The sequence below is a fragment of the Pseudomonas sp. CAM1A genome, from assembly GCF_047501685.1.
Classification (GTDB): domain Bacteria; phylum Pseudomonadota; class Gammaproteobacteria; order Pseudomonadales; family Pseudomonadaceae; genus Aquipseudomonas.
In genome coordinates this window covers 151058-165144 of the sequence record NZ_JBFNXP010000011.1, presented here as the reverse complement: position 1 = coordinate 165144, position 14087 = coordinate 151058, and the positions used below count along the sequence as shown (strand labels likewise).

General features: G+C 62.7%; 13 protein-coding genes. 3 read left to right on the top strand and 10 right to left on the bottom strand.

Translation table 11 applies throughout. From position 1 onward, the window contains the following. Positions 1-482: 482 nt before the first annotated feature. From msrQ to mrcB, 9 genes are all read right to left on the bottom strand, one after another. Positions 483-1091: a protein-methionine-sulfoxide reductase heme-binding subunit MsrQ gene (gene msrQ / locus ABZO33_RS22630; protein WP_414537850.1), complete on the bottom strand. Its 609-nt coding sequence runs from the start codon at positions 1089-1091 to the stop codon at positions 483-485. Further along, entirely contained in the window at positions 1091-2104 is a 1014-nt protein-coding gene (msrP, locus tag ABZO33_RS22625) for a protein-methionine-sulfoxide reductase catalytic subunit MsrP (RefSeq protein ID WP_414537849.1), read from the bottom strand. The genes msrQ and msrP overlap by 1 nt, the downstream gene beginning before the upstream one ends. A 77-nt stretch (positions 2105-2181) precedes the next feature. Then, a complete protein-coding gene (gene pssA, locus ABZO33_RS22620) occupies positions 2182-3033 on the bottom strand; it encodes a CDP-diacylglycerol--serine O-phosphatidyltransferase (protein WP_028691215.1) in 852 nt (283 codons plus the stop codon). A 150-nt stretch (positions 3034-3183) separates the two neighbouring features. Then, positions 3184-4200 carry a ketol-acid reductoisomerase gene (gene ilvC, locus ABZO33_RS22615; RefSeq protein ID WP_038706849.1) on the bottom strand — a complete coding sequence of 339 codons (1017 nt, stop codon included), beginning with the start codon at positions 4198-4200 and terminating at the stop codon, positions 3184-3186. A 54-nt stretch (positions 4201-4254) separates the two neighbouring features. Continuing rightward, entirely contained in the window at positions 4255-4746 is a 492-nt protein-coding gene (gene ilvN, locus ABZO33_RS22610) for an acetolactate synthase small subunit (RefSeq protein WP_003250040.1), read from the bottom strand. Between the two features lies 1 nt (position 4747). After that, the gene (locus ABZO33_RS22605) at positions 4748-6472 is read right to left on the bottom strand and encodes an acetolactate synthase 3 large subunit (protein ID WP_414537848.1); all 1725 of its coding nucleotides are present in this window, start codon (positions 6470-6472) and stop codon (positions 4748-4750) included. Between the two features lie 407 nt (positions 6473-6879). Further along, positions 6880-7212: a YqcC family protein gene (locus tag ABZO33_RS22600; RefSeq protein ID WP_367857876.1), complete on the bottom strand. Its 333-nt coding sequence runs from the start codon at positions 7210-7212 to the stop codon at positions 6880-6882. Further along, positions 7209-7988 (bottom strand): tetratricopeptide repeat protein, encoded by a 780-nt coding sequence (locus tag ABZO33_RS22595; RefSeq protein ID WP_414537847.1) that lies wholly within the window; start codon positions 7986-7988, stop codon positions 7209-7211. The genes ABZO33_RS22600 and ABZO33_RS22595 overlap by 4 nt, the downstream gene beginning before the upstream one ends. A 26-nt stretch (positions 7989-8014) precedes the next feature. Further along, positions 8015-10336 (bottom strand): penicillin-binding protein 1B, encoded by a 2322-nt coding sequence (gene mrcB / locus ABZO33_RS22590; RefSeq protein ID WP_414537846.1) that lies wholly within the window; start codon positions 10334-10336, stop codon positions 8015-8017. Between the two features lie 118 nt (positions 10337-10454). Between mrcB and ABZO33_RS22585 the strand changes: the two genes are divergently transcribed. From ABZO33_RS22585 to ABZO33_RS22575, 3 genes are all read left to right on the top strand, one after another. Beyond that, a complete protein-coding gene (locus ABZO33_RS22585) occupies positions 10455-12017 on the top strand; it encodes an AAA family ATPase (RefSeq protein WP_414537845.1) in 1563 nt (520 codons plus the stop codon). 100 nt (positions 12018-12117) lie between these two features. Beyond that, positions 12118-12471: a pentapeptide repeat-containing protein gene (locus ABZO33_RS22580; protein WP_414537844.1), complete on the top strand. Its 354-nt coding sequence runs from the start codon at positions 12118-12120 to the stop codon at positions 12469-12471. A gap of 259 nt (positions 12472-12730) precedes the next feature. Then, positions 12731-13015 (top strand): TfoX/Sxy family protein, encoded by a 285-nt coding sequence (locus ABZO33_RS22575; protein WP_046854091.1) that lies wholly within the window; start codon positions 12731-12733, stop codon positions 13013-13015. Positions 13016-13186: 171 nt separating this feature from the next. Here ABZO33_RS22575 and ABZO33_RS22570 read toward each other — a convergent pair whose 3' ends face one another. Next, positions 13187-14080 (bottom strand): ChaN family lipoprotein, encoded by an 894-nt coding sequence (locus tag ABZO33_RS22570; RefSeq protein WP_414537843.1) that lies wholly within the window; start codon positions 14078-14080, stop codon positions 13187-13189. Positions 14081-14087 lie beyond the last annotated feature (7 nt).

The following is a 14087-nucleotide window of genomic DNA, read 5'->3' as shown; positions in this document are numbered from 1 at the left end:
AAGAAACCCTAAACTTGGCTCAGCAATCTCAAATGACTATGTGATTTCTCGCATGGCCACTTGTGATGCTGATAATCTTGGCGACTATCAGTCCATACTCACAAGCACCCACACGAATTGCTTGATTCAATTTGTTAAAGAGCGTTTGGTTAAGMGCTTTTCGTCTCAACCGAGGCGCGCATTCTACGCTTTCCTCATTTGCTGTCAAGCGTTTATTTCGAAGTATTTTKYGAGAAACCCGTTCAACTTCAAACACTTGACTCGCTGCRATCTCTCGTAGCGGGAGGCGAATCATACAGCGTTACAACCTGCTGTCAACTGCCTTTTTCACCGCTGCCGATCGTAAGACCGAAGCACCTCCGCAACCCTCTTCAACAATCAACTCTTTGATATTCAAGGAGTTTTTCGTTCCGATGTCGCTGGAAGTGGGGCGCATTATAAGGGGATCTGAAAGCCCGTCAACCTTTTATTGCAGAAAGATTTCAGGCCGCCCTCCCCCGCCCGACCAATCGTGGAACACGCCGCCATACCGGGGGAATGCGCAGCACCAGCAGGAACACCCCGATAGCAGCATACACCGCCCACTCCTTAAGGTCCGAGCGCACGATCCACAGGAAGTGCAACAGCCCAAGCCCGAGAATCACATAGACCAGCCGGTGCAGCTTCTTCCATCGCGCGCCAAGACGCCGCTGGCTATACCGATTGGAAGTGACCGCCAGCGCCAGCAAACCAAGAAAGCCCAGCGCGCCGACAATGATGTAGGGCCGCTTGCGCAGTTCGACACCGAACTGCCCCCAGTCCAGCCCCAGGATGAACACCATGTACGCCGTCATGTGCAGCACTATATAAGCAAAGCACCACAGCCCCAGCTGGCGCCGCACCACGATCCACCCCGACCATCCCGTCAGCCGCTGCAGCGGCGTCATGCTCAGGGTGATCAACAGGAAGACAAGAGCCCCCAGGCCGAGACGGTCCACCATGATCTTGCCCGGGTCCGGGCCGAGCGACCCCATGGCTGCCTCATACAACCACCACACGGGAAACAGGCACCCGCTCACGAAGATCGCCAGGCGCAGCCAGGGATAGCGCATCAATAGTTCTTCCGCAGGTCGAGGCCGCTATACAGCGACGCTACCTCATCGGCATAGCCGTTGAACATCAGCGTATCGCGCACATTGGGGCTGAACAGCCCACTGGGCAGGCGCCGCTCGCGGGCCTGGGTCCAGCGCGGGTGGTCGACCGTCGGGTTGACGTTGGCATAGAAGCCGTACTCGTCCGGCGCCAACCCCTGCCAGGTAGTCGCAGGCTGCTCCGCCACCAGGCTGATGCGCACGATCGACTTGATGCTCTTGAAGCCGTACTTCCATGGCACCACCAGGCGCAGCGGCGCGCCGTTCTGGTTGGGCAGTTCACGGCCATACATGCCCACCGCCAGAATCGCCAGGGGGTTCATCGCCTCGTCCAGGCGCAGGCCCTCCACATAGGGCCAGTCGATCAGGGCGAAGCCGGAGCGCTGGCCGGGCATGCTCTTGGGGTCTTGCAGGGTTTCGAAACGGATATAGCGCGCCTTCGAGGTCGGCTCGACCTGCTTGAGCACCTGCGCCAAGGGGAAGCCCAGCCAGGGGATCACCATCGACCAGGCTTCCACGCAGCGCAGGCGGTAGATCCGCTCCTCGAGCTGATAAGGCTTGATGAAGTCCTCCAGCGCATAGCGCCCGGGCTTGGCCACCTCGCCATCGACCACCAGGCTCCACGGCTCGGTCTTCAGGCTGCCGGCATTGGCCGCCGGGTCGCCCTTGTCGGGCCCGAACTCATAGAAATTGTTGTAGTGGGTGGCGTCCTTGAACGGCGTGATCGCCTCGCCGCTGACGGTAACCGCCTGCCAACGCGTGGCGCCGAGCTTGTCGCTGAACCAGCCTGGCGCGCTGCCCGCCTCGACATCGGCATAGCGGGAAACCTCCGCCGCGGCGCCCAACCGGGGCAAAGCGCCCAGGGCCGCGCCCGCAAGGCTGGCGCCCAGCAGCTTGCGACGGGAGAGGTAGAAATCTTCGGGGGTGATCTCGGACGACTTGCAGTCGCTGGATCGGGGAAGCTTGATGAGCATGGCGGCTCCACAGTACGGGTAACTGATGTACACGTAAGACTATGGAGCCGGCAGGTTATTCCGCGATTAAATCCTTGTCAGGATTTGCGACGGCGCGCCCGCAACAGGAACTGGATTGGCCCCGATGCAGCATAGGCGAGGAAGATCAGCAGCAGGATGCGCGGCGGGTCGCTGAACACCACGGCGAACACCAGCACCACGGCCAGGATCGCGACAAAGGGCACGCGGCCCTTGAGGTCGAGCTCCTTGAAGCTGTTGTACTTGATGTTGCTGACCATCAGCATGCCCGCGGCCGCCACCAGTAGCGCCACCAGGAACGACAGCTTGGAGCCCTGGATGCCGTAGTCGCTGAACGCCCAGACGGTACCGGCCACCACGCCGGCCGCAGCCGGGCTGGCCAGGCCGATGAAGTAGCGCTTGTCGGCGGTGCCGACCTGGGTGTTGAAGCGCGCCAGGCGCAGCGCGGCGCCGGCCACATAGATGAAGGCGACCATCCAGCCGACCTTGCCCATGTCGCCCAGGGCCCAACCGAACGCCAGCAACGCCGGGGCCACGCCGAAGGCGACCATGTCCGACAGCGAGTCGTACTCGGCACCGAAGGCGCTTTGTGTATTGGTCATGCGCGCCACGCGGCCGTCGAGGCCGTCGAGGACCATGGCGACGAAGATGGCGATGGCGGCGAAGGCGAAATACTTGCTCGCCTCGCGTGGATCACCCGCGCTCAGGGCGCTCTGCGCGCTCATCGAGCTGATGATGGAATAGAAGCCGGCGAACAGGTTCGCGGTGGTGAACAGGTTGGGCAGCAGATAGATACCGCGGTGACGCACCTTGCGCCCTTCGGCGTCGTGGCCTTCTTCAACGTGCTCATCGACAGGTAGCAGGCTTTCGGCGTCGGAGGGCTTGTTCGGCTCTTCGGGACGTTCGCTCATGAAAAGTACCTTGCAACAGGGTGGAATATGTTCGACATGGGCCCGGGAAAACGGTTCTAACAGCGAGCCACTGGTCGCTTTATACCAGAAGCTGACCGCGCAAACGAAAAAACGCGGCCGAAGCCGCGTTTTTCATTATCGACGCAAGACTCAGTTCTTGGTCTTGTCGACGATCTTGTTGGCCGAGATCCACGGCATCATCGAACGCAGTTGCTCGCCGATGATCTCGATGCCGTGGGCGGCGTTGTTGCGGCGCTTGGCGGTCATCGAAGGATAGTTGGTGGCGCCTTCGCTGATGAACATCTTCGCGTACTCGCCGTCCTGGATGCGCTTCAGAGCGTTGCGCATGGCCTTGCGGGATTCTTCGTTGATGACTTCAGGGCCGGTGACGTACTCACCGTACTCGGCGTTGTTGGAGATCGAGTAGTTCATGTTGGCGATACCGCCTTCGTACATGAGGTCGACGATCAGCTTCAGCTCGTGCAGGCACTCGAAGTAGGCCATTTCCGGGGCGTAGCCCGCTTCGACCAGGGTCTCGAAACCGGCTTTGACCAGCTCGACGGTACCGCCGCACAGAACAGCCTGCTCACCGAACAGGTCGGTTTCGGTCTCGTCCTTGAAGGTGGTTTCGATGATGCCGGTACGGCCGCCACCGACGCCAGCGGCGTAGGACAGGGCGACGTTCTTGGCATTGCCCGAGGCGTCCTGGTAGATGGCGATCAGGTCAGGGATGCCGCCGCCTTTGACGAACTCGGAACGCACGGTGTGGCCCGGGGCCTTCGGCGCGATCATGATCACGTCGAGGTCGGCACGCGGAACAACCTGGTTGTAGTGGATCGAGAAGCCGTGGGAGAAGGCCAGGGTGGCGCCTTTCTTGATGTTCGGCTCGATCTCGTTCTTGTACAGCTGGCCCTGGAATTCGTCCGGGGTCAGGATCATGACCAGGTCGGCGGCAGCGACGGCGCTGGCCACGTCGGCCACTTTCAGGCCGTGGGCTTCTGCCTTGGCAACGGTGGCCGAGCCTTTACGCAGACCGACGGTAACGTCTACACCGGAGTCCTTCAGGTTGCACGCCTGGGCGTGGCCTTGCGAACCGTAGCCGATGATGGCGACTTTCTTGCCCTGGATGATGGAGAGGTCGCAGTCTTTGTCGTAGAAAACTTTCATGAAAATACCCCTGGTTATATCTCGGCCCCTGCGGAGCCATCGCTATTTTTGAAGTTAGATGCTGAGCACTTTGTCGCCACGGGCAATGCCGGTGACGCCACTGCGCACGGTTTCGAGAATCGATGCGGTGCCGATGGCCTGGATGAAGCTGTCCAGCTTGTCGCTGGTGCCGCTCAGCTGCACGGTGTACACGCTGGCGGTCACATCGACGATCTGGCCACGGAAGATATCCGTGGTGCGCTTGATCTCGGCGCGCTGGGCACCGGTGGCCTTGACTTTGACCAGCATCAGTTCGCGCTCGATATGGGCGCTTTCCGACAGGTCGACAAGCTTGACCACTTCGACCAGCTTGTTCAGGTTTTTGGTGATCTGTTCGATCACTTCGTCATGGCCAACGGTGGTCAGCGTCAGACGCGACAGGGTCGGGTCTTCGGTCGGCGCCACGGTCAGGCTTTCAATGTTGTAGTTGCGCTGGGAGAACAGGCCGACCACGCGAGACAAGGCACCGGGTTCGTTTTCCAGCAGCAGGGAAATGATATGCCGCATATCAGGTACGCTCCGTCTTGCTCAGCCACATGTCACGCATCGAGCCATCCTTGATCTGCATCGGATAGACGTGCTCGGTACGGTCGATCGCGATGTCGATGAAGACCAGGCGGTCCTTCATGGCAAACGCTTCTTCCAGCTTCGGCTTGAGATCCTTCAGGCTGGTGATGCGGATACCCACATGGCCATAGGCCTCGGCCAGCTTGACGAAGTCAGGCAGCGACTCGACATAGGAATGCGAGTGGCGACCGTTGTAGGACATGTCCTGCCACTGGCGGACCATGCCCAACACACCGTTGTTCATGTTGACGATCTTCACCGGCAGGCCGTACTGCATGCAGGTGGACAGCTCCTGGATGTTCATCTGGATGCTGCCTTCACCGGTCACGCAGGCCACGTCCTGGTCGGGGAAGTTGAGCTTGATGCCCATGGCCGCCGGGAAACCGAAGCCCATGGTGCCCAGGCCACCGGAGTTGATCCAGCGGTTGGGTTTGTTGAAGCGGTAGTACTGCGCCGCGAACATCTGGTGCTGGCCCACGTCGGAGGTGACGAAGGCATCGCCCTTGGTCACTTCGCACAGGGTCTCGATGACCTGTTGCGGCTTGATGACGTTGCCGTCGCCCTTGTCGTAAGGGAACAGGTCACCGTCGCCCCGCCATTCGTCGATCTGCTTCCACCAGGCATCGAGCGCCGCCTTGTCGGGCTGCTCGCCGATTTCCTTGAGGATGCCGAGCATTTCGCTCAACACGCTCTCGACCGGGCCGACGATCGGCACGTCGGCCTTGATCATCTTCGAGATCGACGCCGGGTCGATGTCGATGTGGATGATCTTGGCGTTCGGGCAGAACTTGGCCGGGCCGTTGACCACGCGGTCGTCGAAACGCACGCCGACAGCGAAGATCACGTCGGCGTTGTGCATGGCCAGGTTGGCGGTGTAGCTGCCGTGCATGCCGAGCATGCCGAGGAACTGGCGGTCGGTGCCGGGGAAGCCACCAAGGCCCATGAGGGTATTGGTAACCGGCAGGTTCAACGACTTGGCGATTTCGGTCAGGGCTTCGGAGCCGCCGCCGAGAATCACGCCGCCGCCGGAGTAGACCACCGGGCGCTTGGCCGCGAGGAGCATTTCGGCTGCCTTGCGGATCTGCCCGGAGTGGCCGCGCAGGGCCGGGCTATAGGAACGCAGCTTGACCTTTTTCGGGTAGATGTACTCGAACTTCTCGGCCGGGTTGGTCATATCTTTTGGAATGTCGACCACGACCGGGCCGGGACGGCCGGACTGCGCCAGATAGAAGGCTTTTTTCAGGACTTCGGGGATTTCCGAGGCGTGCTTGACCATGAAGCTGTGCTTCACGATCGGCCGGGAAATACCGATCATGTCGGTTTCCTGGAACGCATCGGTGCCGACCATGGTGCTGGGCACCTGGCCAGACAGGATGACCATCGGGATGGAGTCCATGTAGGCGGTGGCAATGCCGGTGATGGCATTGGTCGCGCCTGGGCCGGAAGTCACCAGTACCACGCCGGCCTTGCCGGTGGCACGGGCATAACCGTCCGCCATATGGGTGGCAGCCTGCTCGTGACGAACCAGGATGTGCTGGACTTCCGGTTCCTTGAACAAGGCATCGTAAACATGCAGGAGAGCACCGCCAGGGTACCCGTAGATGTGCTTAACGCCTTCGTCGCGCAAGAAGCGGACGACCATTTCAGCGCCGGATAAGAGCTCCACGTTGTTCACCTCTAAAACGCCAGAATACCGCCCTCACTGAGCGGGTCTTATTAGGTTTACTGCCAAGCAGAGCATGAGCGAACGTCAGCACTGACTGAGCAAGTATTGGGAATACCCTGGTGTGTTGCGGGCTTTCCCACCCAGCGCGAGGTAACGCGTTGCGGGGTGTTACAAGTCGGCGCGGGTGTGCGCCTCATGATCTGCTTAGCGGGTCTGCTTCTGGCAGTCCCTCTACAGCGGAATCTGGATTCTTGTGATTCGGCGCTCACAAGTCAAGAGAAATTATTGCCAATTTTTCATCAAGATGAATTCTCACCACCACTAATGGCGCGAGCAGCAGCAGGAAAAATAAGATTTCCATAAAAAAGGGCCACAATCTGCGGCCCTTGAAGGAAAAACGGTAGAAATCAAGCGGAAGGCGCGATCAATTGGTCGAAAGTTGCGAGCAGACGCCGTAGCTCGCGGCTTTGTTCCGGGCGGTCGACGAACACCGTCTCGGCCATCACCAGGATGCCCGAGGCGTTGGGCAACGGGTGCCCGTGCTCGAGGATCAGCTTCATGCGCGGCAGGAAGATCCACTGCAGCCACTGTTCGAAGCTCATGCGGTCCACCGCGAACGGCTCCACGCTGGCCAACGCCTCGGCACTGGGCGTGGCGTCGCTCCACCAGCCCTGGACCTTGAGCTCCTGCTCGATCAGCAGCAGTTGATCGGCGATATCGAGAATGCGCTGTTCCATCACAGGTTGACCCGCGCCTTCTGCCGCGCCAGGGCAGCACCTGCGCTGTCACCCTGCTTTTCACGGGCCTGGGCGATGGTGTTCCACAGCTGGGCCTGCAGGTCTGGGCGACCGTTGGCGTAGGTCAGGGCACGGCGTGCCAGTTGTTCGGACTGCGCGGCATCGCCCTGGGACAGGCGCACCTGGGCCAGGCGGAACAGCACCTGCGGCTCACGCGGGGCGATGCGCTGGGCACGCTCCAGGCTCGACGCGGCACCGTTGAAGTCGCCGCTGCCCTGCTGCTGCTGGGCAGTGGTGAGCAAGGCCAGCACCGGGCCGTCGAGCTGCTCGTCGGCCGACAGGCCGCCACCGGAGGCGTTGCCACGCGGGATACCGGTCGGGGCACTGGTCACCGGCGCCGGGTTGCTCATCGAGGCGATGTCGAACGGTTCGTCGGCAATCGGGTTGGGGTTGGTCGTGATCGGCCCGCTGCTGACCGGGCCCGGGGTGATCGGGCCGGTGCTGATCGGCGCCGGCCCGGTGCCTGCCGGGAACGACTGGATCGGCGCGCCGCCTGTCCCCTGCGGGATCATCACGGTGACGCCGGAGTCTTCCGGCAATGACTGGGCCTGGCTGCTGCCGCCGCTGGTCGGATAGGCCGACGTGCGGTTGGCCGAGACGCGCTCGCTGTTGGAGACCCGAGTGCTCGAATCGACCACCGGAATGTTGCCACGCGGGACGCTGGCACAGCCGTGTAGCACGGTCACTGCCGCCACGGCAGGAATCCACCACTTGTTCACTTCACACCCTCTTCAGAAGCTCGCACTCAATTCATCCAGCCCTTGACCCAGTCCATCACTTCTTCGGCCGGGTTCTGCTCGCCGCCACAGGCGGCGCCTGCGGGCGGTTCACTGCCACGAATATACGGCATCTGCACCGCTCCCGGACAGCTGCCGTCGGAACCCTGGCCGCTGTATGGGTCGATCCAGGCCTGTACCACGTTGTCCGGTTGCGGCATGTCCAGCGGCAGCGGGTCGGCCTTCTTCATGAAGCTGGTCCACACCTGCAGCGCGCCGGTGGCACCGGTAAACGGCGTCTTGCCGTTGTCGTCGCGGCCCAGCCAGACCACCGCCAGCAGGTCCTGGCTGAAACCGGAGAACCAGCTGTCGCGCGAGTCGTTGCTGGTACCGGTCTTGCCGGCCAGGGTCAGCGAGCTTGGCAGCTGGCTGTACACCGAGCGGCCGGTGCCTTCGCGCATCACCCGCTGCATGGCGTTCTGCACCAGGAAGATGGAGCCCGGATCGAAGGTCTGCTGGATCTGGAACGGGTAGCGCTTGAGCGGCTCGCCTTCGGCGGTGAGCACGCTGCGGATACCACGCATCGGCGTGTTGAAGCCGCCGTTGGCGATGGTCTGGTACATGGTCGCCACCTGCATCGGCGACATGCCACCGGCGCCCAGCAGCATCGACGGGAACGCCGGCCAATCGACCTGCACGCCGAGCCGGCCGATGGTCTTGATCACGTTGGGCACACCGACTTCCAGGCCGAGCTTGGCGGTCGACAGGTTGTAGGAGTTGGCCAGCCCCTGGTACAGGTAGATGGTGCCGTGGGGGCGACGATCGTAGTTCTGTGGCCGCCATACCTGGCCGTCGGCGCCCTTGACCGAGAACGGCTCGTCCTGCATCCAGCTGGTCAGGGTGAACTTGCTCGGTTGCTCCAGCGCGGTCAGGTAGACCGCCGGCTTGACCAGCGAGCCGATCGGCCGCACCGCGTCGATGGCGCGGTTGAAGCCGGCGAAGCCCGACTGACGGCTGCCGATCAGTGCCTGCACCTCACCGGTTTCCGGGTTGGTGACGACCATCGCCGATTCGACCTCGTCGGCACCCTTGCGCCCGGCCAGGCGTTTGAAGGTCTCGCTCATGGAGGTTTCGGCCTTCATCTGCAGGATCGGGTCGAAGCTGGTGAAGATGCGCAGGCCTTCTTCGGTCAAGTCTTCGTCGCGGTAGTCCTGGCGCAGCTGGCGCTTGACCAGGTCGAGGAAGGCCGGGAACGAGCTGTCGGCCAGGCTGCCGCGCTTGGTCACGCCCAGGGGCATTTTCTTCGCCGCGTCGACCACTTCCTGAGTGGCGACGCCCTGCTCGGCGAGCAGGTCGAGCACCAGGTTGCGCCGTTGCAGGGCGCGTTCGGGGTGGCGGCGAGGGTTGTAGTAGGACGGCCCCTTGACCATGCCCACCAGCAAGGCGATCTGGTGCAGCTTGAGTTCCTGCAGCGGCTGGCTGAAGAAGAACTGGCTGGCCAGGCCGAAGCCGTGCACGGCGCGCTGGCCGTCCTGGCCGATGAACACTTCGTTCAGGTAGGCCTCGAGGATCTCGCGCTTGTCATAGTGCACTTCCAACAGCACCGACATCATCGCCTCGGTCAGCTTGCGGCTGAGGCTGCGCTCGTTGGTGAGGAAGAAGTTCTTCACCAACTGCTGGGTCAGGGTACTGCCGCCCTGGCGCATGGCGCCGGACGAGGTGTTGACCCACACCGCCCGGGCGATGGACTTGGGCGACACGCCGAAGTGGCTGTAGAAGTCGCGGTCTTCGGTGGCGATCAGGGTTTCCACCAGGTACGGCGGCACCTGGTCGATCTTGATCAGGATGCGGTCTTCGAGATTCTTCGGGTAGATGCCGCCGATCATCAGCGGCTCCAGGCGCACCACGTCGAGCTTGCCGCCATTGGCGCCGCTCAAGCCCGCTACATAGTCGCCGGAGAAGCGCACGCGGACGAACTGCGCCGGCTCCATGCCCTCATAGAACTGGAAGCCACGGGTATTGAGGTCGACGGTATTGCCGTTGACCGACGCCGCGCCCGGGCCGTTGGCCGCGCTTTCCCGACGGTAGCCGAGGGCATCGAGCTCGGTGAGGAAGTCGTTGCGGCTCAGTTTCTGGCCGACGAACAGCTCCAGCGGCCGGGCATACACCTTGGCCGGGATGGTCCAGCGCTTGCCGGAGAACTTCTCCTGGACAGTAGCGTCGAGGTAGACCGCGAAGCCGGCGATCAGTACCAGACCGACCAGGCTGAGCTTGAGCGCCCAGCCCAGCCAGGCACGGGCGCGGCCGGTCGGGCGTTTTTTTGGGGTGCGGGAATTTCGGGTACGAGTCATGGCGGCGGATTATACGCACTTTGGAAAAGGGAGGCAGACGCCCCTCGGCGGTTTGCAGGGACGGCACCATTGACCATAATGTTCGATTCGAATTCCCTGACCCCTTAAAGGATGATCCGTGAGCCAAGCCCTGATCAGCGCGCTGCAGAACCCCGCCCTCTATCCGCACCCTGTCGCGGGCTTCCAGCTCATCGAGACGCATATCTCCTGGGTCCTGCTGACCGGCGAGTTTGCCTACAAGATCAAGAAGCCGATGAACTTCGGCTTCCTCGACTTCACCGGCCTGGATCAGCGCGGACATTTTTGTAACGAAGAACTGCGCCTGAACCAGCGCCTGACCGAAGGCCTGTACCTGGAAGTGCTGCCGATCACCGGCAGCGTCGAAACCCCGCAGATCGGCGGTGAAGGCCCGGCGATCGAATATGCGCTGAAGATGCGCCAGTTCCCCCAGGACCAGATGCTCAGCACCCTGCAGGCCAATGGCGAGCTGAATGCCAGCCATATCGACCAGATGGCCCGGCAGATCGCCGAGTTCCACCTGCAGGCGCCCAAGGTGCCGGTCGAGCACCCGCTGGGCACCCCGGACGCGGTGATGGCGCCGGTGGAGCAGAACTTCGAGCAGATCCGCCCGTTCCTCAGCGACAAGGCCGACCTGCAGCAACTGGACGCGCTGCAAGCCTGGGCCCAGGACAGCTTCAAGCGCCTGCACGGCCTGCTCGAGGCGCGCAAGGCCGACGGTTTCATTCGTGAGTGCCACGGTGACATCCACCTGGGCAACGCCACCCTGATCGACGGCAAGGTGGTGATCTTCGACTGCATCGAGTTCAACGAGCCCTTCCGCCTGACCGATGTCTACGCTGACGTCGGCTTCCTGGCCATGGACCTCGAGGACCGTGGCCTGAAGTGCCTGGCGCGGCGTTTCGTCAGCCAGTACCTGGAGCTGACCGGCGACTACCAGGGCCTGGAGCTGCTGAACTTCTACAAGGCCTATCGCGCCCTGGTGCGGGCCAAGGTCGCGCTGTTCAGCATGCCGGCCGAGGCCGACGGCGTGCAGCGCGCCACCACCCTGCGCACCTACCGCAACTATGCCAACCTGGCCGAGAGCTACAGCGCCATCCCTTCGCGCCTGCTGGCCATCACCCAGGGCGTTTCGGCGGTGGGCAAGAGCCACGTGGCGATGCGCCTGGTCGAGGCTTTGGGCGCGGTACGCGTGCGTTCGGACGTGGAGCGCAAGCGCCTGTTCGGCAAGCAGTCAGCGGCCGATGCTGGTCATCTGGAGGCCGGCATCTACGACAAGCAGGCCAGCGCTGCCACCTACCAGCGCCTGCACGAACTGGCAGAGATCATCCTGCATGCCGGGTTCCCGGTGGTGCTCGATGCCACCTACCTCAAACACGACCAGCGCAAGGCCGCGGCCGAGGTCGCCAGCGAGACCGGCGTGCCGTTCCTGATCCTCGACTGCCAGGCCCCGGACGCGGTGATCGCCAGCTGGCTGGCCCAGCGCCAGGCCGAAGCCATCGACCCTTCGGACGCCACGCTGGAAGTGGTCAAGGCGCAACAGGCGACGCGCGATCCGCTCGATGCCGAGGAGCAAAAGCACAGCAAGCGGGTGAACACCCAGGAAAGCGCCAGCATGAACCAGTTGATCGAGCAGATCCGCCAGCATTTCCCAGGCTTTTGAGCCATCAGGCGTGAAGCAGTCGACAGTTCACGCCTGAAGTCCGGCGCCCCTCCAGTGATGTCATTACAATATCATCACACCCCACGGAGGAGGCGCCGCCATGAATCAACCCCGCCAGCTGGACAACGTGCTTTTCACCCTGGTTCGCGACGAGAAGATCGCCGAGTTCAACCGGGTCAAGGCCGCGCACCCCTCCATTGATTTTCGCGGTGGCGATTTCCGTGGCCTGGACCTGCGCGACCTGGATGTGCGTGGCATCGACTTCACCGATGCCTACTTCCGCGCCGCCGACCTGCGTGGGCTGGACCTGCGGGAAAACGGCCTGGAGGGGGCGAGCCTGGCCCATGCACAAATTTCCGGGACCTATTTCCCGGCCGAACTGAGCGCCGATGAAATCCTGATGTCGGTGAAGTTCGGGACGCGCATGCGTTATCGCAGCCCACGCCAAGGGTAAGCGTCTGGTCTGTACGAGGCTGTGGGAACGGACACACGTGGGAGCAGGCTTGCCCCGCGATAGCGTCAGCCCAGCGATCGTCATCGCGGGGCAAGCCCGCTCCCACGCCCCCGCTCCCTAGGGTTCCACCCAGCGAAAGTACTACATCCCGTCGGCGCCGATGGCAAAAGGCCGCGTAATCCACAACCCCCGCTACACTCCTCATTGACCTGCTCGCGATTTATCCCCACGACCCGTTCAGCCATCGCAAGGAGGCTCGATGAACGATGAATTGCAGCATCTGAAAAACCTTGGCAAGACCTCCGCGCAATGGCTGCATGCTGTCGGCATCCACAGTGCATCGGACCTGCGCCGGCTTGGCGCGGTGGGTGCCTATCAGGCCGTGAGAACGCGAGGATTCCGGGCTTCGAAGGTGTTGTTGTATGCCATCGAGGGCGCCCTGCTGGACATGCACTGGAATGACCTGCCGGTCGAACGCAAGCAAGCGCTGAATCAGCAGCTCGATGCCAAGTGCCCAGCCCAATCACAAAAGAACGAAAAATAATGCTGCGAAGGCATTGACTACGAAATGAGAATCGTTATGATTATCACAACTGGTCGCGAGACCGGTTGGGTAACCTGAATGCTCCCTGGTTCGGACGCTCAGATTATCTCCTCATCAGGCTAATCACGGTTATTGACCCGGCTTTTTGCCGGGTCTTTTTTTGCCTGCGATTCAGTGGCCCTTGCGCAGCTGGGCGCAGTAGTCCTGCTCCGGTATCGCCGGGGTGTACCAGACATAGTCGGCCATGCCCGGCTCGACCGTCTCCCCCACCTCAGTCAGCAACAGCACCTTGCCCTCGGCCTTGGCATCGAGATCGGCCAGGTGCAGGGGTACGCCCAGGTCCTTGCGCGCATGGTAGCTGCCGGTAAGCAGCAATGCCGGTTGCGGCGCGGCCAGCAGCTGCTCGGCGATGCGTCGGTCGCGCTGCTGCTGCACCGCCAGCATCGCCGGCAGCTGGCTTTCCGGCAGCAGGTTGCAGTGGCCGGCGCGCACCTGTGCCAGCAGCGCCTGCACCACTGCCGGCGCATTGGCGCGCTCGCCCGGTGGTGTCGCCGGCTGGCGATAGGCCTGGCGGACTTCAGCGGGCGACAGGTTCGCCGCCAGTAGCGGGTATGGCTGGCCCAGGGCCTCGCGGACGATCGGCCCGTACAGCGCCCAATCCCAGCCGGGTTGCCAGCCGAGGGCCTTCGGTAGGTCGGTTGCAGGCGTTACCTTGCCCTTCTGCGCATCGACCAGGGCCTGCTGCTGCGGCTCGAGCATTTCCAGCAGCAGGCTGCCCTGCGGCCGGCGGCTCTCCAGGGCGCGCAGCAACCAGAGCTGCAGGCGGTGGTGGTCGGGGTTGTCGTGCTTTTCACCCACCAGCACCCGTGGCGTATCGGCCAGGCGCTGGACCAACTGCCCAGGGCTCAATGCCTGGCCGCTGGACAACTCGATGATCTGCCCCAGCTGGACGTTGTCGCGGCCCTCGCTACCCTGCCAGGCCGGCACGGGCGACAGACTCGCCTGGCAACCGCCGAGCGCCAGCGCCAGGCAGATGGACAAGCCGGACAGCACGGGATGGCGCATGGTGAAA